The 17,405-nt window shown below is 67.1% G+C and carries 18 protein-coding genes and 2 pseudogenes; 11 read left to right on the plus strand and 9 right to left on the minus strand.

The features are described 5' to 3' along the window. Positions 1–89: 89 nt before the first annotated feature. On the plus strand, positions 90–227 hold the full coding sequence (locus ACJEIK_RS13260; RefSeq protein WP_167837936.1) for a hypothetical protein: 138 nt from the start codon (positions 90–92) through the stop codon (positions 225–227). Between the two features lie 127 nt (positions 228–354). Here the strand turns inward: ACJEIK_RS13260 and ACJEIK_RS13265 are convergent, their stop codons facing one another. The 4 genes from ACJEIK_RS13265 to ACJEIK_RS13280 all read right to left on the minus strand — a co-directional run bounded on the left by ACJEIK_RS13265 (position 355) and on the right by ACJEIK_RS13280 (position 2,873). After that, positions 355–720: a two-component system response regulator gene (locus tag ACJEIK_RS13265; RefSeq protein WP_061001386.1), complete on the minus strand. Its 366-nt coding sequence runs from the start codon at positions 718–720 to the stop codon at positions 355–357. A gap of 41 nt (positions 721–761) precedes the next feature. After that, entirely contained in the window at positions 762–2,315 is a 1,554-nt protein-coding gene (locus tag ACJEIK_RS13270) for a histidine kinase (protein ID WP_135355984.1), read from the minus strand. 85 nt (positions 2,316–2,400) lie between these two features. Beyond that, a complete protein-coding gene (locus ACJEIK_RS13275) occupies positions 2,401–2,592 on the minus strand; it encodes a hypothetical protein (RefSeq protein ID WP_061001384.1) in 192 nt (63 codons plus the stop codon). 47 nt (positions 2,593–2,639) lie between these two features. Next, positions 2,640–2,873 carry a hypothetical protein gene (locus ACJEIK_RS13280; protein ID WP_135355983.1) on the minus strand — a complete coding sequence of 78 codons (234 nt, stop codon included), beginning with the start codon at positions 2,871–2,873 and terminating at the stop codon, positions 2,640–2,642. A gap of 281 nt (positions 2,874–3,154) precedes the next feature. Here ACJEIK_RS13280 and ACJEIK_RS13285 point away from each other — a divergent pair, with 281 nt between their 5' ends. Continuing rightward, the gene (locus tag ACJEIK_RS13285) at positions 3,155–3,817 is read left to right on the plus strand and encodes a response regulator (protein ID WP_061006544.1); all 663 of its coding nucleotides are present in this window, start codon (positions 3,155–3,157) and stop codon (positions 3,815–3,817) included. Here the strand turns inward: ACJEIK_RS13285 and ACJEIK_RS13290 are convergent. Next, on the minus strand, positions 3,795–4,457 hold the full coding sequence (locus tag ACJEIK_RS13290; RefSeq protein ID WP_346416248.1) for a DUF1361 domain-containing protein: 663 nt from the start codon (positions 4,455–4,457) through the stop codon (positions 3,795–3,797). The genes ACJEIK_RS13285 and ACJEIK_RS13290 overlap by 23 nt on opposite strands. A 537-nt stretch (positions 4,458–4,994) precedes the next feature. Here ACJEIK_RS13290 and ACJEIK_RS13295 point away from each other — a divergent pair. The 4 genes and pseudogenes from ACJEIK_RS13295 to ACJEIK_RS13310 all read left to right on the plus strand — a co-directional run bounded on the left by ACJEIK_RS13295 (position 4,995) and on the right by ACJEIK_RS13310 (position 10,303). Then, positions 4,995–6,796, plus strand: a pseudogene (locus tag ACJEIK_RS13295) (N-acetylglutaminylglutamine amidotransferase). Continuing rightward, on the plus strand, positions 6,796–8,514 hold the full coding sequence (gene ngg, locus ACJEIK_RS13300; RefSeq protein ID WP_293018821.1) for an N-acetylglutaminylglutamine synthetase: 1,719 nt from the start codon (positions 6,796–6,798) through the stop codon (positions 8,512–8,514). Before ACJEIK_RS13295 ends, ngg begins: the two are co-directional and overlap by 1 nt. A 55-nt stretch (positions 8,515–8,569) precedes the next feature. Beyond that, positions 8,570–9,832 carry an osmoprotectant NAGGN system M42 family peptidase gene (locus ACJEIK_RS13305; protein WP_133427559.1) on the plus strand — a complete coding sequence of 421 codons (1,263 nt, stop codon included), beginning with the start codon at positions 8,570–8,572 and terminating at the stop codon, positions 9,830–9,832. 87 nt (positions 9,833–9,919) lie between these two features. Then, a complete protein-coding gene (locus tag ACJEIK_RS13310; protein WP_135355980.1) occupies positions 9,920–10,303 on the plus strand; it encodes a hemerythrin domain-containing protein in 384 nt (127 codons plus the stop codon). Here ACJEIK_RS13310 and ACJEIK_RS13315 read toward each other — a convergent pair whose 3' ends face one another. Both ACJEIK_RS13315 and ACJEIK_RS13320 read right to left on the minus strand, forming a co-directional pair. Further along, positions 10,304–11,029 carry a cutinase family protein gene (locus ACJEIK_RS13315; RefSeq protein WP_209841004.1) on the minus strand — a complete coding sequence of 242 codons (726 nt, stop codon included), beginning with the start codon at positions 11,027–11,029 and terminating at the stop codon, positions 10,304–10,306. Between the two features lie 104 nt (positions 11,030–11,133). Further along, complete coding sequence (locus ACJEIK_RS13320) at positions 11,134–11,418, minus strand: hypothetical protein (RefSeq protein WP_064860106.1); 285 nt, start codon at positions 11,416–11,418, stop codon at positions 11,134–11,136. On the opposite strand from ACJEIK_RS13320, the gene ACJEIK_RS13325 reads away from it, so the two are divergent. Then, on the plus strand, positions 11,324–11,710 hold the full coding sequence (locus ACJEIK_RS13325) for a hypothetical protein (RefSeq protein ID WP_165605572.1): 387 nt from the start codon (positions 11,324–11,326) through the stop codon (positions 11,708–11,710). The two genes, ACJEIK_RS13320 and ACJEIK_RS13325, sit on opposite strands and share 95 nt — an antisense overlap. Positions 11,711–11,838: 128 nt before the next feature. After that, positions 11,839–12,645, plus strand: coding sequence for a SigB/SigF/SigG family RNA polymerase sigma factor (locus ACJEIK_RS13330; RefSeq protein ID WP_064860107.1), 807 nt, complete (start codon positions 11,839–11,841; stop codon positions 12,643–12,645). Positions 12,646–12,757: 112 nt separating this feature from the next. Here the strand turns inward: ACJEIK_RS13330 and ACJEIK_RS13335 are convergent. Next, positions 12,758–13,108: pseudogene (locus tag ACJEIK_RS13335) on the minus strand (PE-PGRS family protein). Positions 13,109–13,357: 249 nt separating this feature from the next. Here ACJEIK_RS13335 and ACJEIK_RS13340 point away from each other — a divergent pair. Genes ACJEIK_RS13340 through ACJEIK_RS13350 form a run of 3 tightly spaced genes read left to right on the plus strand, consistent with a single transcriptional unit; the run spans position 13,358 to position 15,442 of the window. Beyond that, the gene (locus ACJEIK_RS13340; protein ID WP_064860109.1) at positions 13,358–14,548 is read left to right on the plus strand and encodes a globin domain-containing protein; all 1,191 of its coding nucleotides are present in this window, start codon (positions 13,358–13,360) and stop codon (positions 14,546–14,548) included. 11 nt (positions 14,549–14,559) lie between these two features. Further along, on the plus strand, positions 14,560–14,979 hold the full coding sequence (locus ACJEIK_RS13345; RefSeq protein WP_064860110.1) for a hypothetical protein: 420 nt from the start codon (positions 14,560–14,562) through the stop codon (positions 14,977–14,979). Between the two features lie 34 nt (positions 14,980–15,013). Continuing rightward, entirely contained in the window at positions 15,014–15,442 is a 429-nt protein-coding gene (locus ACJEIK_RS13350; protein ID WP_064860111.1) for a VOC family protein, read from the plus strand. A 4-nt stretch (positions 15,443–15,446) separates the two neighbouring features. Here the strand turns inward: ACJEIK_RS13350 and ACJEIK_RS13355 are convergent, their stop codons facing one another. Continuing rightward, a complete protein-coding gene (locus ACJEIK_RS13355; RefSeq protein ID WP_064860112.1) occupies positions 15,447–17,405 on the minus strand; it encodes a YhgE/Pip domain-containing protein in 1,959 nt (652 codons plus the stop codon).

A 17,405-nucleotide genomic window follows, 5' to 3' on the forward strand; every position in this document is an offset into this window, starting at 1 on the left:
GCCTGCAGGAGCGACAAAGGTGCAGGTCAGACCCGACGATGGAAACACTCCGCAATACCGGGCCGCCGACCTGAAAGGAAGCACCGACCATGAAGATCACCGTCAAGCACTTCGCGCCCTGGCTGGCTGCTGTCGCCGCCGTCGGAGCTCTCGCCATGGCACCCGTCGCCGCCGCAGACCACGACGAAGCCGACCCGACTGCCGGCGCGCTGGATCAGCCTCTCTGATCGCGCGCCCGGCGACCGGCCCGGCTCCACCAGATCAGTGTTTCTGCCTTCCAAGGCTTTTCGACGAGAAGGCGGTATCGAGGGGTGACACTGGCGGGAGCCGGGCCGTTTCGGCTGCTCGGTGTAGTCAGGCGATGAGGGCGCGGATCGCGTCGCCCGACAGATCGAGTTTCGGCAGGAACCGCGGTGGTGAGTCACTCAGGTCGGCGACGGGCAGGTCGGTGAAGGTCGAGGTCAGGATGGCCATCACGGTGGCGGTGCCGGCGTGGGAGTTCAGTTGCGCGACAAGGTCGAAGCCGCTCTCCTCACCGAGGTTCACGTCGACCAGCGCGATATCCGGCCGGAGTCGTTCGACGGTGTGCAGCCCGTCCGAGATGGATTGCGCGGTGCCGACGACGTCGATACCGCCCTGCCGCAGGAGTGCCGTCGCCGCGGCCAGGTAGTCGGCGTTGTCGTCGACGATGACGCATCGCAGAGATTGGCGGTTCGTCATGACTGCATTGTCTCCCGGGTGATGGCGTCCGGGCATTCCTGCTAGCTGCCATCTGTGCCGGCGACGGCGGTCTCTTTCAGCGGCATCTCCGCGACGAGCGTGGTCCCGACACCGGCGGTGCTGGACAGGCGCAACTTGCCGCCGAGGGCGGCCACCCGGTCCTCCAGACCGAGCAGGCCGCTACCGGCGTCGAGGGACGCGCCGCCGACCCCGTCGTCGGTGACCGTGATGCGCAACGATGTCGCGTCGGTGTCGACGTGCACGGTGACCACCGACGCCTGCGCGTGCTTGGCGGCGTTGGTGAGAGCTTCGGCGACGGTGTAGTAGGCGGCGATCTCGACGGCCTGGGGCAGCCGCACCGGGACATCGACGTCGACCTCGACGGGCAACGGCGCGCGCCGGCCGAGGTCACGCAGTGCCGGACGCAGTCCGCCGCGCGACAGGATCGCCGGATGCACCCCGTGCGCGAGTTCGCGCAGCTCGTCGCTCGCGGTGCGCAGGCCGTCGCCGATGCCGGCGATGCGGGAACGCAGCTCGGCGGGATCGTCCGGGATCGCCATCTGGAGGGTTCGAACCTGCAGGGCCAGCGTGACGAGCCGCTGTTGGGCACCGTCATGCAGGTCGCGTTCGATACCGCGCCGCGCGTTGTCGGAAGCGGTGACGATACGGGCCCGGGAGGCGACGAGCTCGGCGCGCGCGTGCGCGTTCGCGATGGCCGTGCCGATGAGTTCGGCGAAGTCCCTCAGGCAGTCTTCGGTGTCGGCGGGGAGCGCGTCCGGACCGGATGTGCCGACAATCATTGCGCCCCAGAGCTGTCCGTCGACCGTGATGGGTACGCCGACGCACGCCTGTAGCCCGAGATCACGGACGAGCGCCGCCGTCGAACCGCCGGCGTCGTCGTGGGTGTCCTTGCGCGCGGGACCGCCGGTTGAACGCACCATCGCGATGACGTCGTCGCCATCGACGGCGAATGTGGTCCCGACGGCGATCGTGGTGAGTCCCGGTTCGTCGTGTGCGGCAACAAGAGTCGCGGTGCCCTCGGACTCGTACCGGACGAGCCCGGCGTTGCGGACATGCAGCACCGCGGCGACTTCATCGGCCACACCCGACAGGACGTCGGACGGCGACCTGCCTTCGGCGATCTGGGTCGCGACCCGTCGCAGTGCGCCCTGCTGGTCGGCGAGTTCGCGCACGCGCTCGGTGGCCGCGCTGGCGACCTGCCAGCTCTGGTGCGCGTCACGGGCGCGGGTACGGAGTTGCCAGCCAAGGACATTGGCGAGCCCGGCGATGGGCAGGAACACCGAGAGCGTGAGAACGTCGATCGGCTTGAGGGGCAGGAGCGGGCCGCCGTCCAGATGCACCTGCAGGTAGGCGACGGCACTGGCGACAGTGGTGAGCAGCGACAGACCGAGGCCCCAGCCCGCGCTCATGATCAGCACGCCGAACATGAACACGATGGCGTAGGTGCTGTGCGGCGGCGGGTCTCGCAGAAGCCGAACCACCCCGACCTCGCCGGCGATCAGGCCGGTGGCGACCAGCAGCCCGACGTACCACGGCGGGGTGGAGACAGCCGGATTCCATCGTGCCGGATTCATCGGCCGCCTCCCGTCTGGTCACCTGGTTCGGTCATCGAACCCTAACCGCGGTCGGGACCGCGCCGGCGGCCAGTTGACCGACGTGTCAGAACGACTGGTCGATGTGGCCTGCCGGCGCGTTCGAGTTGTGCTCGCCGTTCTGGTACTGGCTGTAGGAATCGGTACCGGAGGGGACGGTCGGGTTGGTGTCGGCGGCGGCGACAGGCGCCACCACGAGTGCCCCGCCGACCGCGGCGATGGACAACCACACGGTGATGCGCTTCAGGGAGTTCTTCATGATCGGGGCTCGCTTTCGGTCGGACGGGAGGGTGGGGGCAGGGCAGGTCAGTGGTTGCGGAACAACAGGAAGCCGTAGTCGCCGCCGAACGGCTGCTGCAACTGCCCGGCTTCCTGCGCCGCCGGGCCGGGTGTCGCCACGATCTGGGCGTTGCCGTTGCTCTGGGTGACGGAGGATCCGGTGGGCAGGGTGGCGGCCGCCGCGGTCGGGGCGGCGACGATGGCCAGGGCCGCCGCCGCGGTCGCGGCCAGCGGGATGATCCGGGTGCGGGTGATGTGCATTGTCCTCTACCAGCTTTCGTTGTTCTGATGTCTGTGGTTGGCCGTGTCCGGCTGCTCTTCAGATTGCTCCGGAACGTCGTCGGCGTCGTCGATGCCAGCGCCCAATTCGGGGGTAGGGCTAGCTGCAATACGGGCCCCCTGCCAGTGGGCCCGGGACCGATTCACAGGACTGCGGGCGACGCTGGACGGCGGCCAGGCAAGATGAACGCAATGAGCGGCACGTCCGGCGTCTGACGGCACGGCGGCCAGGGGTCGAGACGAACAGGACATACGTGGACGCAGTGGGTGCACGGGAGGGGACGCGCGTCGTCGTCGCCGATGACGACGTGTTGCTTCGGGAAGGTGTGGCGAGCCTGCTGACCGGCGCGGGTTTCACCGTCGTCGGGCAGGCCGGTGACAGTGGCGAGCTGCTCGCCTTGGTCCGGGACACGGTCCCCGACCTGGTGGTGACCGATATCCGGATGCCGCCCACCCACACGACCGAGGGCCTGGACGCCGCCAAGGTGATCCGCGGCGAGTTGCCCGACGTTGCGATCCTCGTGCTGTCGGCGCATGTCGACGTCGAGCACGCGATGGAACTGCTCAGCGGCGGCCAGCGCATCGGCTATCTGCTCAAGAGTCGCGTCATCGACGTGACCGACTTCCTCGAGACACTGCACCGCATCACGGGTGGCGCGTCGGTGGTGGACCCCGCCCTCGTGCAGGAACTGTTCGCGGCTCAGCGCCGGGAAGATCCGCTGGCGGTGTTGACCGAACGCGAGCACGAGGTGCTGGCCCTGATGGCGGAGGGCCGGTCGAACGCCGGCATCGCGCATCAGCTCTGGGTGACCGAAGGCACCGTCGAGAAGCACGTGCGCAGCATTCTCAGCAAGCTGAACCTGCCCGACACCGGCGAAGATCACCGCCGCGTGCTGGCCGTCATCACCTTCCTGGATTCGCGCTGACCGGCGGGGTCGCCAGGCCGCCCAGTGCCCAGATGGTCAGGTAGGCCAGCCCGAAGAACGCGGCGACCGCCAGCCCGACCCCGGTCGACTGCACGTAGGACAGCGGTGCGCGCACCCACTCGAACGTGGCGGCCACGACGGCGTGGGGCCGGGTGACCAGATCCCAGGAGTTCCAGCGCTGGAACCGGCCGATCACCACGCCGATCGCACACAGCCCCACGGACGTGACCACGGTCAGCCAGCCCCAGATCGGGCCGAACTCGTGGTCGATCCGCCTGTGCACCAGCAGCAGCGACACGGTGCCGAGCAGGATGCCGGTCCACGCCGCGAACCCGTACTGCAGGACGTGGCGCCACAGCTCATCCTGCTCACCCAGATGCACCAGGTCGGTGACGAGGTATGGCGCGTTCGGCAGGAACGCGAGCCAGCCCAGCCCCAGCGGAAGCAGCCAGCGGCGCCGCGTCACCGCGGCGAAGGCGGCGGCGAAGAGCATCGGGATCCAGGCCAGGAACATGTTCCAGACCAGGAACCACGTCGGGTAGGACAGTGGCGCCGCCGGATCGGTGACCCCGAGGACCAGCGTCAGGGCGGTGGTGGCGAGCAGGGCGGCGACCAGCAGGTACCCGCGGAAATCGATCACCCGACCAGTGTGCCTGCGATTCGGGCGAGTTTCGGGTTCGAGGTTTCACCCGGTCGGGACCGGGGTATGTGAACCGGCGAGGGCAGCGCCTGCCCGGAGCTGATCGAGCGGAGCCATGGAGAGGAGCAGTCCTTGACGGACGCGAGCGACAACTCAATACGGTCGATTCGACGTGCGGCGGCGATCGGTACCGAGGCGCCGACGGCAGCGGGCGTTTGCATGATCTGCGCGTCATCCCGCTATCCAACGAGGTAGTGGCACAGACATTTTGACGAGGTTAGTCGGCTACCGCGGAAGGCGGTAGCCGGCTAACCGGACCCTGCATCACGAAATCGATTGGAAATCAACAGGAAACTCCAGATGACGCTGCCGGAGCGGGGTCTGCGGGGCGGGTACTTTCGTGTCCGTCAATCGGATCGCTGACCACTCCGCGAGCAAACATATTGCAACAGAACAAATTTGAATCATCCGCACGTCGACGGTGCGCATCGGGTACGGTGGAACCGGAGACGTCCACCAAGGGAGCTGACTTCCACCATGTGCGGCATTGCCGGCGAAATCGCCTGGGGCCGTGGTGCTGATCTGGCGGCGGTTGCTGCCATGACCGACCGCATGGCACCGCGGGGCCCGGACAGTAGCGGATTGTGGGTGCGGGACGGGGTGGCGTTGGGTCACCGGCGTCTGGCCATCATCGATCTGTCCAGTCACGGACACCAACCCATGCATGATCCGGAGCTCGGCCTCACCGTCGTCTTCAATGGGTGTATCTACAACTATCCCCAACTGCGCCAGGAACTTTCGAGCAAGGGCTACCGCTTCTTCTCGCACAGCGACACCGAGGTGGTGCTGAAGGGATACCAGGAGTGGGGCGAGCGCGTCGTCGAGCACCTGTACGGGATGTTCGCCTTCGCGGTCGCGGAGATCGAGTCCGGCCGGGTACTGCTGGCGCGTGACCGCCTCGGGGTCAAGCCCCTGTACTGGTGCGAGGCCGCCGGGGGAGCGCTGCGCTTCGCGTCGTCGCTGCCGGCGCTGGTGGCCGCAGGCGGCGTCGACACCGATCTCGATCCTGTTGCGCTGCAACACTATCTGAGCTTCCACTCCGTCGTGCCCGCGCCGCGCACCATCCTGCGCGGCGTGCAGAAGCCCCGCCGGGCACTGTCATGCGCATCGAACGCGATGGCACGCGCACGGAGACGACCTACTGGGAACCCGTTTTCGAGCGGTCGCTCGAGCGGGCCGACTGGACCGAGAACGACTGGCGGGACGCCGTGCTGGCGGCGCTGCGCACCGCGGTCGAACGCCGGCTGGTCGCCGACGTGCCGGTGGGCTGCCTGCTGTCCGGTGGCCTGGACTCCAGCTTGATCGTGGGGCTGCTCGCCGAAGCCGGCCAGCACGGCCTGGCCACCTTCTCCATCGGGTTCGAATCCGCGGGTGGTGAGGAAGGCGACGAGTTCAAGTACTCGGACATCATCGCCCGCCAGTTCGATACCGACCATCACCAGATCCGCATCGACTCCGCACGCATGCTGCCTGCACTCTCCGGCGCCATCGAGGCCATGAGCGAGCCCATGATGAGCCACGACTGCGTGGCGTTCTACCTGTTGTCGCAGGAGGTCAGCCAACATGTGAAGGTCGTGCAGTCCGGCCAGGGGGCCGACGAGATCTTCGCCGGCTACCACTGGTACCCGCCGATGGCGAGTGCGGCCGACAATAACCCGGTCGACGCGCTGCAACGCTACCGCGCCGCGTTCTTCGACCGCAGCCACGACGCGGTCAACCGGCTGCTGCAGCCCCAGTGGCGGCTCGAGCACGACTCCGCGGGCGCGTTCGCGCTGCAGAACTTCAGCCATCCCGGGGCGGCCACCGCGACCGACCGGGCGCTGCGGCTCGACACCACGGTCATGCTCGTCGACGACCCGGTCAAACGCGTCGACAACATGACCATGGCCTGGGGTCTGGAAGGTCGCGTGCCGTTCCTCGACCACGAGCTGGTCGAGCTCGCGGCGACGTGCCCGCCCGAACTCAAGACCGCGCAGGACGGCAAGGGCGTGCTGAAAGACGCTGCGCGCAAGGTGATTCCGGCCGATGTCATCGATCGGCCCAAGGGCTACTTCCCGGTGCCCGCACTCAAGCACCTCGCCGGCCCCTATCTCGAGCTGGTCCGCGACGCGCTGCACAGCCAGGCCGCGCGCGATCGTGGTCTGTTCGCCCCCGAAGCGGTCGCCGGGATGTTCGACGATCCCAACGGCAATCTCACGCCACTGCGCGGGAATCCGTTGTGGCAGATCGGACTGCTGGAACTCTGGCTCGCCAACCACGTCGACGGAGTGGCCCGATGATGACACCGCAGACCAGCGATATGGCCGAGGGCGTCGTACAGGACATGGGTTGGGGGCGGCTGGTTTTCGGCCAGACGTTCCGCGATCCCGACGAGTTCGGCACAGCGCTGCGGGAGGAGGGCAGCGGCCGCCGCGACATCGGGATGTACCTCGACGCGCCGCACGTCTTCGTGGCGCTGCACGCCCACGAGTTCTTCATCGACCCGAGTTTCACCTACCGGCTCGACCTCACCACGCCCATGCAGTACCGGCCGCCCGATGTTCCGGGATTGACGGTCCGGCAGGTGAATTCGATCGAGGACTGCATCGCGATCAACCACATCTACGTGCGGTGCCACATGGTGCCGGCCGACAGCGACCTGATGTGGAGCAACAGTCAGGACGCGCCGCACGTGGTGTATCTGGTCGCCGTGGACGACGAGACCGGGCAGGTGGTCGGCACGGTCACCGGCATCGATCACTGCCAGCTGTTCGGGGATCGGGAGAACGGCTCCAGCCTGTGGTGCCTGGCGGTCGAGCCGACCGTCACCCGGCCCGGAACCGGCGGCCTGCTGGTGCGCTCGCTGATCGAGGAGTTCATCCGGCGGGGACGGTCGCAGATGGATCTGTCGGTGCTGCACAACAACGACGGCGCGATCGCGCTGTACGAGCGCATCGGCTTCACCCGGGTGCCCGCCGCACTCGGGATCAAACGCAAGAATGCCATCAACGAACCGCTGTTCGCCCCGGTGCGGCCGGAAGAGCAACTGGGACAACTGAACCCGTATGCGCGGATCATCGCCGACGAGGCGATTCTGCGGGGCATCGCAGTGGACGTGCTCGACGCTCAGGGCGGCTACCTCCGGCTCACGCACGGTGGCACCAGCATCGTCACCCGCGAATCGTTGTCCGAGCTGACCAGTGCGGTGGCGATGAGCCGGTGTGACGACAAGCGGGTCGCCAGGGCGGTCGTCGCGGAGGCGGGTATCCGGGTGCCGGAGGGCTGCACCGCGACTTTCACCGACGAAGACTGCCGTTTCCTGGAGAAGGTGGGCTCAGCCGTCGTCAAACCGGCGCGGGGCGAACAGGGCGCGGGCATCACGGTCGGCGTCACCAACCCCGACGACCTGAACCGCGCGATCGGCCTGGCCATGCAGCACTGCCCCGACGTGCTCATCGAAGAGTGTTGCGAGGGTGAAGATTTGCGCATCGTCGTCATCGACGGCAAGGTGATCGCCGCGGCCATCCGCCGACCGCCCGAGGTGATCGGCACCGGCACCCACACCATCCGCCAGCTCATCGAAGCGCAGAGCCGGCGCCGGTCGGTGGCCACGCACGGGGAATCGGTGATCCCGCTGGACAGCGTCACCGAAGACACCGTGCACAAGGCGGGCTGGCAGCTGGACGACGTGCTGCCCGCCAACGAACGCCTGATCGTGCGCCACACGGCGAACCTGCACACCGGCGGGACGATTCACGACGTCACCGACGAGCTCAACCCCACGCTGGCGAAAGTGGCGGTCGACGCGGCGGCGGCGATCGAGATTCCGGTGACCGGAATCGATCTGATCGTGCCGACGGTGTGCGGCGAGGAGTACGTGTTCATCGAAGCCAATGAGCGGCCGGGCCTGGCCAATCACGAGCCGCGGCCGACAGCGCAGGCGTTCATCGATCTGCTGTTCCCGCGTACCGCGGCCACCCCGTGGGCCTGGCATCCCGACCCGATCGAGCAGCACTGAGTGCTGTTTCGCAGAACCATTGTGGTCGTTGGACAACGTGATGTGAACTGGAGAAATGATGACTGAGCCCGACGATGCCGAAAACGTGACGATGTCGCCGGACGACCGCATTTGGATGGTCGACACGCTGTTGGCGTTGCTACAGACGCCGAGCCCATCGGGGCGCACCGACGCCGTGATGCAACTGATCGGTCAAACGCTGACCAAACTCGGTGTCCCGTTCACCCTGACGCGGCGCGGTGCACTCATCGCCGAACTGCCAGGGCGGTCGCAGACCACCGACCGCGCCATCGTGGTGCACGCCGACACCATCGGGTGCATGGTGCGCGAACTCAAGGACAACGGGCGGCTGGCGCTGGTGCCCGTCGGCACCTTCTCGGCGCGATTCGCCACCGGTGCCCGGGTCCGCATCCTGCCCGACGACAACGACCAGTTCTTCACCGGAACCGTGATGCCCCTCAAGGCGAGCGGCCATGCGTTCGGTGACGAGATCGATACGCAGCCGACCGGTTGGGACGACGTCGAGGTCCGCGTCGACCGCAGCGTCTCGTCGCGCGCGGACCTCGAGCAGCTGGGGCTCAACGTCGGCGATTTCGTCGCGTTGGTCGCCAGCCCCGAGCTGACGGAGGACGGCTTCGTCGTCTCCCGGCACCTGGACGGAAAGGCCGGCGTCGCCATCGCACTGACGCTGGCGAAGGTCGTCGCCGAGCGCAACATCGTGCTACCGCACCGGACCACGCTCATGGTGACGATCACCGAGGAAGTCGGCCACGGCGCCAGTCACGGCCTGCCGCCCGACGTCGCGGAACTGGTGTCGGTGGACAACGCGGTGTGCGCACCCGGCCAGCAGTCCCTCGAACACGGCGTCACCATCCCGATGGCCGACATGCACGGGCCGTTCGACTATTACCTGACCCGCAAGTTGTGCAAGCTGGCGCAGGAAAAGGGAATCACCCACGCCCGCGACATCTTTCGCTACTACCGCTCGGATGTGGCGGCGGCCATCGAAGCCGGCGCCGCCACCCGGGCAGCCCTCGTGGGATTCGGGCTCGACGGCAGTCACGGCTGGGAACGCACCCATCTCGATTCGCTCGAGGCGACGTATCTGCTGCTGTACAGCTGGCTCCGGACGCCGCTGACGTTCGCGATGTGGGATGCCCAGCCGTTCGGCGATCTGGAAGATTTCCCCGCCGAGCAGGCCGCGGCCAGCGAGCAGTGGGTGCCACTGTCGCGCGGCGACTTCGCCGACCCGGGCGCGGCGTCACAAGGCCACCATTGGCCGCCCGAAGAGGGCAGCGCCGACGTCACCCCGCACTGATTCGGGCGCAATCGGCGGGTTTACTCCGCCGCGGATTGGGTAGCAGAAGCTGGAACACCGGCCGGACAACATTGGAGGGGGATTTTCATGACACCGCCGTCGACGCCAGCCACCGATGACGTCATCGACTACGTCAAGGCCCAGCACCTGACCACGCGCGAGCTGTTCGGCAAGACGCTGCGCGCGGCCGACGTCACCACGCGCCGGCGGCACTTTGCGGCGCTGCGCGCGGCGCTCACCGCGCAGGAAGTGAGCGAGGAGCTGCTGGTCCACCCGAGGGTCCGGCGTGGACGGGTCGTCGAGTCGCTGCGCGGCGAGACGGACGACACCAAGGAACTGCTGGACCAGATGGCGCGGCTGGATCCGGCGTCGGCAGAATTCGAGACCGCCCTGACGGACCTGCAGCAGGCCACCGAAGACCACACCCAGCGCGTCGAAGCCGAGGAATTCCCCCTGCTGACCCGCCGGTGATCAGCGCGGCGCGGCCTGCTCGACGCGGGCTTGCGCTGGAGAGCGGCCGAGCTTGCTCATGACGAATTGTGCTGCCTGGTCGGCCATTCCGTTGTCCGAGTACGCCATATGGGCGGCGTTGTCACCGCCGCCCGTCGAGCACACCGGGTCATCGGCGATGCACAGGTCGAGGGTCTTCGACACATACCGCGAACCCACCGTGATCGGGGGCGCGCCCGTGTAGACCATCTGCAGGAAGCCGGACGACGGTTTGCCGAACAGCACGACCGCCGCCACGTGGTCTGCCACGAATGCCGGCATCGGGCCGGTGATGCCCATCGGCAGGGTGACACCGGCGGGGACGGCGTCCTCGGTGATGTAGGCCGCCACCGCCGCGCCCTGGGAGTATCCGCCCAGCACGATCTTGGTGGTGGGACAGATGGACGCGGTGCTCTGGACTCTGTTGGTGGCGTCGACGACGCCGTCGGCGGCGGTAGCGAAGTCGAGCGACGCCGGGTAGTCCACGGGGGACACGTCGACCGTGCGGCCCGCGGCCCGTGCGGTGAGCGCGTCGACAAAGGCCTGGCCGGGCGTGCCCACGCCCGGCGGTTCCATGGTGCCGCGCGCGAACACCACTTGAACATCAGGGCAGGGTTGCGCAGCTGCCGGGGCGCCGCCGGCCGGCACCGCCAGCATCAGGGAGGTCAGGGGCACCGCGGCGGCGATGCAGCACGTGATGGTCTTCATGACGGAATCCACCGATCCTCGGCTCACCGGTCGGATCGCTCCATTGCGGTCGACGAATACGGCGTAGTTACCCCGCGACCTGAAGAGCTAAACCAACGATGACATCACTCGTCCGGCGCGGGCCGGAGAAACCGTTCGCCGAATTGCCGGCGGCCGCTGTTCGCCGCCGGCCTGGCGCCATGGTCTGCCGCCTGCGCGCAATGCTCGCAGCAATACTGCCGGCCGTCGATCCGCAACGCGTGGCCCAAGATTCGGCATCCGCAGTGGTGGCATGTCGGCGCCACCATGGTGGCCATGCATTCGATGCAGTCGAAGCTGGCGGTGCGCCCGTTCCAATTCACGGTGAACGACTGGTCGCAATCTGTTCCGCAGGTAATGCACACCGACATCAAAAGAGCCGTTCCTGTCAAAGGTTTTCAAGTGCTGCTCATTGCCGACCCCGGGCATACCCTGGGCGGTTCTCGGCGAAACCTGTTCCAGCAGAAAAGTTTTTCGTGCTCTGACCAGGTGTTATGGCCGGTTGGTGCGGCGTCGCGGTGGTGCCCCGATGGCTTCGGCGGTATGGTCGGTTACAGCGTCCAGATGGCGCGGTTGCTTAGACCGAAGCGACAGCAGCTGAGAGCTACCTGTGCGGCATGCGGCCGCGGTCCAGATCAGGGCACGGCCGTGTGGATGCCGTAGGTAGCGATCGGTGACGGCAGATTGCCGGTCCACCTGACAGGTGGAAACAACACGCATGCACGGCGCCGAGTCTAGGCTCGGCCAGCCGGATCTCCCGATGTGTGTTGTGGGCCCGGGGAAGGCACGTCATGTCAAATTCGTTGCTGGAGAAGCGTTTACCTGATGGAGCCCGGCACGCCGACGAATATGCGGATGTCCCGGAATTGTTGGCGGAGCTACGCGCGCTGCCGGCGGAATCCGACGAATTCGCTCGGCGGCGCGAACAGATCGTGTTGCGGTGCTGCCCGTTGGCGGACCGGCTGGCGCGTCATTTCGATGGCCGCGGAGAAAACCTCGATGACCTCGTTCAGGTTGCCCGGGTTGGGCTGATCCAGGCGATCAACCGTTTCGATCCGGACAACGGGGCGGGTTTTGTGGCGTTCGCAGTCCCGACGATCATGGGGGAGTTGCGCCGGCATTTCCGCGACTATGGCTGGAAAGTCCACGTGCCGAGGAGCATTCGCGACATCCGTCAGCAGATCAAGGGCGCGACAACGGAACTGACGCAGCGGTTGGGGCGGTCGCCGAACACCAGTGAGCTGGCGGACGCGTTGTCCGTTTCGCCGGAACAGATCATCGAAGGCCTGTTGGCGGCCAATGCTTATCAGCCGCAGTCGCTCGACATGCCCGTCGTCGACAATGACGACAATCCGCAGTCGCTCTCCGACCTGCTCGGTGATGTCGACGAAGGATTCGAGCGGATCACCGACCGCGAATCGGTCAAGCCGGTGCTGCAATCGCTGCCGGTCCGCGAACAACGCATCCTCTATCTGCGGTTCTTCGCAGCCAAGACGCAGCGCCAGATCGCGGACACGATCGGCGTCTCGCAGATGCATGTCTCGCGGATCCTGGAACGGACGCTGCGGGAGATTCGCGAACAGGTCGCGCAGAGCTGACGTCCCGAAGGTCGCGCAATTGCTCGACGCGCCGGTGCGCCAAGGACTTTCGCCCCGAGAGCACCAGCGTCGTCGATCGTCTGTTGGTCGCTGAGCTGGGTCTCAGTGACGATCAGCCGTGGCCACCGCCGCACCCGACTCCGGGAATACAGCCGCTACCGCCGGGAATGCCGCCGGGACCGGCGTTGACGCCACCGGAGCCACAGGCTGTGCCCCATTGAGTGGGCACGCAACCGGCACCTCCCGGGCCGCCTCCGGGACCACCGTTCACACCACCGGAACCGCACTGGCCGTTGACTCAACCACCGCCACCCGGGCCGGGGCCGGGATCATCGGCGGGCTGCAATGGGTAGCTGGTCAGTACCGGATGGGCGCCGACGGTGCTCGGCACGATATCGGCTGACACGAATGAGGCGGCCACGCCGGCCGTTGCGAACGCGCCGGCCGCCAACAGGGGAATCATTTTGTCGGTGAACATGTCTGGTTCATTGCCGCCTTACGGCGCAGTCAAACATCGGGGCCGTCAGATTCGCGGGATCGGTCGTCCGCGCATGCGGGCGGGAAGCTACTACGTTGTGTCGTAGGTCACGTGGGCTTGAACTTGCATTGATCATGCTTATTTAAATAGCCTGGCTGACAGGTGGAAGACGGGCATCGAAGCCTTCGATCCAGGTCGCGCCGACGCATTCACGACGAAATGAGAGGTTCTGCCATGTTGTCCACGTCCGCGTTGTCCCCGGCCCATGCCGAGGTCGTCAAGGCCACCCTGCCGGTGGTCGGGGGTGCGATCGGCGAGATCACGCCGGTCTTCTACCGTCGCCTGTTCGCGGCACATCCCGAATTGGAGCGGGACCTGTTCAACCGCGGCAACCAGGCGAACGGCTCGCAGCAGAAGGCATTGGCGGGGTCGGTCGCGATGTACGCCACGCTGCTCGTCGACCCTGATGCGCCCGGTGCGGACGTCATCGAGCGGATCGCGCACAAGCATGCGTCCCTGGGTGTGGCGCCGGAGCAGTACCCGGTGGTCTATGAGCACCTGTTCGCGGCGATCGTCGAGGTGCTCGGCGCCGACGTCGTCACCGCGGACGTTGCCGAGGCGTGGACCGCGGTGTACTGGTCGATGGCCGACATGCTGATCGGCCGCGAACGTGAGTTGTACGAGGCGGCCGGCACCGATCCGGAGCATGTCTGGATGCCCGTCAAGGTTGTCGACAGGGTGCAGCAGTCACCGGTGACCGTGGCCTTCGGGCTCGCCGCCGTCGATGGCGGCAAGCTTCCGGATTTTGCGCCGGGACAGTACATTTCGGTGGCGGTGCAGCTGCCCGACGGGGCGCGGCAGATTCGTCAGTACAGCCTGTCGCACGCCGGCGCCGACGACCGGTGGCGCATCTCGGTGCGCCGCGACGGCGCGGTGTCGTCGTACCTGCACGAGTACGTGTTCGAAGGTGACGTGCTGCAGGTCTCGCACCCCTTCGGGGACATCACCCTGGACAGTCCGGCGGAGACACCGCTGTTGCTGATCTCGGCGGGCATCGGCATCACGCCGGTGCTGGGCATGCTGTACTTCATCGCGGCCGAGCAGCCGGGACGCCCCGTGACCGTCGTGCACTGCGAACGCACCCGTGCCAGTCACGCCCACCGTGCCGAACTCGCCGATCTGGTCGCACAGATTCCCGGTGCCGCGCTGCACACGTGGTACGACGGGCTGCCTGACGGCTATCCGCTGACCGAACCGGATCGTCGCGGCCGAATTGACCTGAGCGCCATCGAGTTTCCGTCCGACGCCAACGTCTACATCTGTGGGCCGACGCCATTCATGGAAGCGGCGGTCCGGCAGCTGGGCGAAGCCGGTGTGCCGCGGGACCGCATCTGGTTCGAAGCGTTCAGCCCGCTGGCCGTCTAGCGTCGTCGCTGATGAGTACGCCGGCTGCGATCCAGATCGCCATCACCTTCGTCTGGTTGGGGATGGTGCTCGCCATCTCCTTCCTGGAGGCGCCACTCAAATTCCGCGCGCCGAACGTCACACTGCAGATCGGCCTCGGCATCGGGCGCCTGGTGTTCCGCGCGCTGAACACCGTCGAGCTGGTGTTCGCCGCGGCAATTGTGCTCGCAGCCTTGATGAATCGGCCGCCGATCGCCGTCACGGCCGCGTTTGCCGCGGCCGTGGCGGCATTGGCGGTGCAACTGGTTGCGGTGCGGCCGCGGCTGAACCGCCGCTCCGACGAGGTGCTGGCCGGGCGCGAAGGCCCGCGGTCCCGCATGCACCACGTCTACGTGGTGCTGGAGTTGATCAAGGTCGTCGCGCTTCTCGTCGCGGGTATCTGTTTGCTCTGACGAGGATGTCGGAGGCGCTACGTAACCTGGGCGCATGATGCAGCAAGTGCACTTCTTCACCCTGGCCACGGTCGATCTCGATGCCACCCGGCAGTTCTACGGCGCGCTGGGCTGGGTGCCGGCGCTCGATGTGCCGGGGGAGATCATCTTCTATCAGACGGCCCCGGGCCAGCTGCTCGGGTTCTTCCTCGCGGACAAGTTCAACGCCGACCTCGCACAGGCTGCCGACCACTCACAGGTCAGCGGAATCACGTTGGCGCACAACGTCGGCAGCCAGGACGAGGTCGTCGAACTGGCGGCCGCCGTGATCGCCGCCGGCGGCACCACGCTCAAGCCGCCCCAACCCGGACAGTTCGGCGGCGTGTTCCACGCGCATGTCCAGGACCCGAACGGCGTGATCTGGGAGATCGCACACAATCCGAACTGGCGCGTCAACGCCGACGGCACCGTCAGCCTGAGCTGACCCGCTACATCTTGATGGCGGGCAGGAGCCGGATCAGGTTCCAGGTCCGGTTGCGGCGCGCGCAGAGGCTCGAGATGCCCAGTGCGCCGAGCCAGATGCACACCAGCACGATGATCGCCTGCCACAGCCGGCCGTCGATGCCGCCGAGGATCAGTTGACGGAGTCCGTTGACGCCGAAGGTCATCGGATCGAACTTGTGCATGACCTGGAACGGTCTGGACGTCGTCTCGACCGGGTACATGCCGCCGGCACTGACCATCTGCAGCATCAGCAGCGCCATGATCAACACGCGACCGACCGCCGGTCCGACCAGCGCGTTGATGGCCTGCGTCGCGGCGACGAACGCCACGGACACCAGCACCATGAACGCCAGCATCGCCACCGGATGCGCCACCTCCATGCCGAGGGCGAACCGCACCACGCAGTACAGGATGACCGACTGTCCCAGGGCGAGCACCGCCGCGGGCAGATAGCTCGCCAGCACCACGCGGATGGCCAGCACCTCTGCGGCGATCGGGCGGTTCTGCAACGGCCGCAACACCATCCACAGCACGAGCGCGCCGAAGAACAGTGCCAGCGTCAGGAAGAACGGGGCCATGCCGGTGGCGAAGTTGGGGGCGCCGTTCTCGTGTGAGGACTCCAGATTCACCGGGCCGCCGATGGTGTCGGCGATGGCCTGCTTCTGCTGCTCCGTCCACGTCGGCACCTGCTTGGCGCCGTCGGCGAGCTTGGTGGCCAATTCGTGGTTGCCGTCCTTGAGCTGCACGGTGCCGGACTTCAACTGGCGCGCCCCGTCATCGAGTTGCACTATGCCACTTGCCAATTGCGCGTTTCCGCTGGCCAGTTGCTGAGCGCCGTTGCGCAGTTGGTTCAGCTTGTCGGTGAGCTGCTGACCGCTGCTGCCCACCTGGTCCAACGCCGTTCGCAGCGGGCTGCCGGGGGAGCGCAGTGTCTCGGTCATCGAGATCGCGGCATTGCGGCCGTCGGTGATCTGCTGACGGATCTGTGGCGTGAACTGATGGCCGTTCAGCTGGTCCTGGACGCCGCGCAGCGTGTTGACCGCGCCGACCGAGACGGGGTCCTGGTTCACCGAAAGTTGTTGGATCACCGAACCGATCGCCGCCGCCGCGGTGTCCTGTGCGGTGGCCAGGGCGCCGGCCTGATCGGCGGCCTGCTCGAGTGCCGTCGCGCTCTGCTGCAACTGTTCGGTGCTCCCGCCGACCTGTGACAGGGCCTTGGTCACCTTCAACAGAGGGTCGGTGGCCTGGGTGATGCCGGAAGAGAGTTGTTTGGCTCCCGCGGACAGCTTGGCCGAGCCGTTGCGGGCGTCGTCGAGGCCGCCGACCAATTTGCCCGCGCCGGTATCGACCTGCGCGGCACCGTCGGCCAGTTTCTGCGCCCCGTCGGCCGCCTGTTTGATGCCGGTTCCGGACGAAACCACCACGGACAGAATCTGATTGACCGCCTGGCCGGAGATGCGGGTCGACACCGCGTTGAGCACCTGGCTGGTGGCCGTGCGGCCGATGGTCGAGGAGATGTAGTTGTTGGCGTCGTTGTACACCGCGATCAGCTGGGCCTTCTGGGGATTGCCGCTGACGGGTGAGGCGATGGCCTCGCTGAAGTTCTCCGGGAGCTCCAGCATGAAGTAGAACTTGCCGTGCTCGACGCCGTCGCGCGCCTCCTTGTCGCTCACCACGTGCCAGTCCAGGCTGTGATCGGCCGTCAGGCTCTTGGCGATCTCGTCGCCCGCGTTGACATGGACGCCCTCTACGACGGCGCCGCGGTCGGCGTTCACCAGGGCCACCGGCATCTTGTTGACCTGGCCGAACGGATCCCAGAACGCCCACAGGTACAGCGCGCCGTACACCAGCGGCAGCAGCATCAGCACCACGATGGCGGCACGCGTCATGCGGCTGCGGCCGAATCGTTTGATCTCCGAGCCGAATGCGAGTCCAGCAAGCAT

The sequence above is a fragment of the Mycobacterium sp. SMC-16 genome, from assembly GCF_046250085.1.
In the GTDB taxonomy this organism is placed as follows: Bacteria; Actinomycetota; Actinomycetes; order Mycobacteriales; family Mycobacteriaceae; genus Mycobacterium; species Mycobacterium phocaicum.

Excerpts from the sequence above, each read along its gene's own strand:
- ACJEIK_RS13260 (WP_167837936.1), top strand. The coding sequence starts at position 90 with ATGAAGATCACCGTCAAGCACTTCGCGCCCTGGCTGGCTGCTGTCGCC.
- ACJEIK_RS13265 (WP_061001386.1), bottom strand. The coding sequence starts at position 720 with ATGACGAACCGCCAATCTCTGCGATGCGTCATCGTCGACGACAACGCC.
- ACJEIK_RS13270 (WP_135355984.1), bottom strand. The coding sequence starts at position 2,315 with ATGAATCCGGCACGATGGAATCCGGCTGTCTCCACCCCGCCGTGGTAC.
- ACJEIK_RS13275 (WP_061001384.1), bottom strand. The coding sequence starts at position 2,592 with ATGAAGAACTCCCTGAAGCGCATCACCGTGTGGTTGTCCATCGCCGCG.
- ACJEIK_RS13280 (WP_135355983.1), bottom strand. The coding sequence starts at position 2,873 with ATGCACATCACCCGCACCCGGATCATCCCGCTGGCCGCGACCGCGGCG.
- ngg (WP_293018821.1), top strand. The coding sequence starts at position 6,796 with ATGACACCGCAGACCAGCGATATGGCCGAGGGCGTCGTACAGGACATG.
- ACJEIK_RS13305 (WP_133427559.1), top strand. The coding sequence starts at position 8,570 with ATGATGACTGAGCCCGACGATGCCGAAAACGTGACGATGTCGCCGGAC.
- ACJEIK_RS13310 (WP_135355980.1), top strand. The coding sequence starts at position 9,920 with ATGACACCGCCGTCGACGCCAGCCACCGATGACGTCATCGACTACGTC.
- ACJEIK_RS13315 (WP_209841004.1), bottom strand. The coding sequence starts at position 11,029 with ATGAAGACCATCACGTGCTGCATCGCCGCCGCGGTGCCCCTGACCTCC.
- ACJEIK_RS13325 (WP_165605572.1), top strand. The coding sequence starts at position 11,324 with ATGCATTCGATGCAGTCGAAGCTGGCGGTGCGCCCGTTCCAATTCACG.
- ACJEIK_RS13320 (WP_064860106.1), bottom strand. The coding sequence starts at position 11,418 with ATGTCGGTGTGCATTACCTGCGGAACAGATTGCGACCAGTCGTTCACC.
- ACJEIK_RS13330 (WP_064860107.1), top strand. The coding sequence starts at position 11,839 with ATGTCAAATTCGTTGCTGGAGAAGCGTTTACCTGATGGAGCCCGGCAC.
- ACJEIK_RS13340 (WP_064860109.1), top strand. The coding sequence starts at position 13,358 with ATGTTGTCCACGTCCGCGTTGTCCCCGGCCCATGCCGAGGTCGTCAAG.
- ACJEIK_RS13345 (WP_064860110.1), top strand. The coding sequence starts at position 14,560 with ATGAGTACGCCGGCTGCGATCCAGATCGCCATCACCTTCGTCTGGTTG.
- ACJEIK_RS13350 (WP_064860111.1), top strand. The coding sequence starts at position 15,014 with ATGATGCAGCAAGTGCACTTCTTCACCCTGGCCACGGTCGATCTCGAT.
- ACJEIK_RS13355 (WP_064860112.1), bottom strand. The coding sequence starts at position 17,405 with ATGCTTGCTGGACTCGCATTCGGCTCGGAGATCAAACGATTCGGCCGC.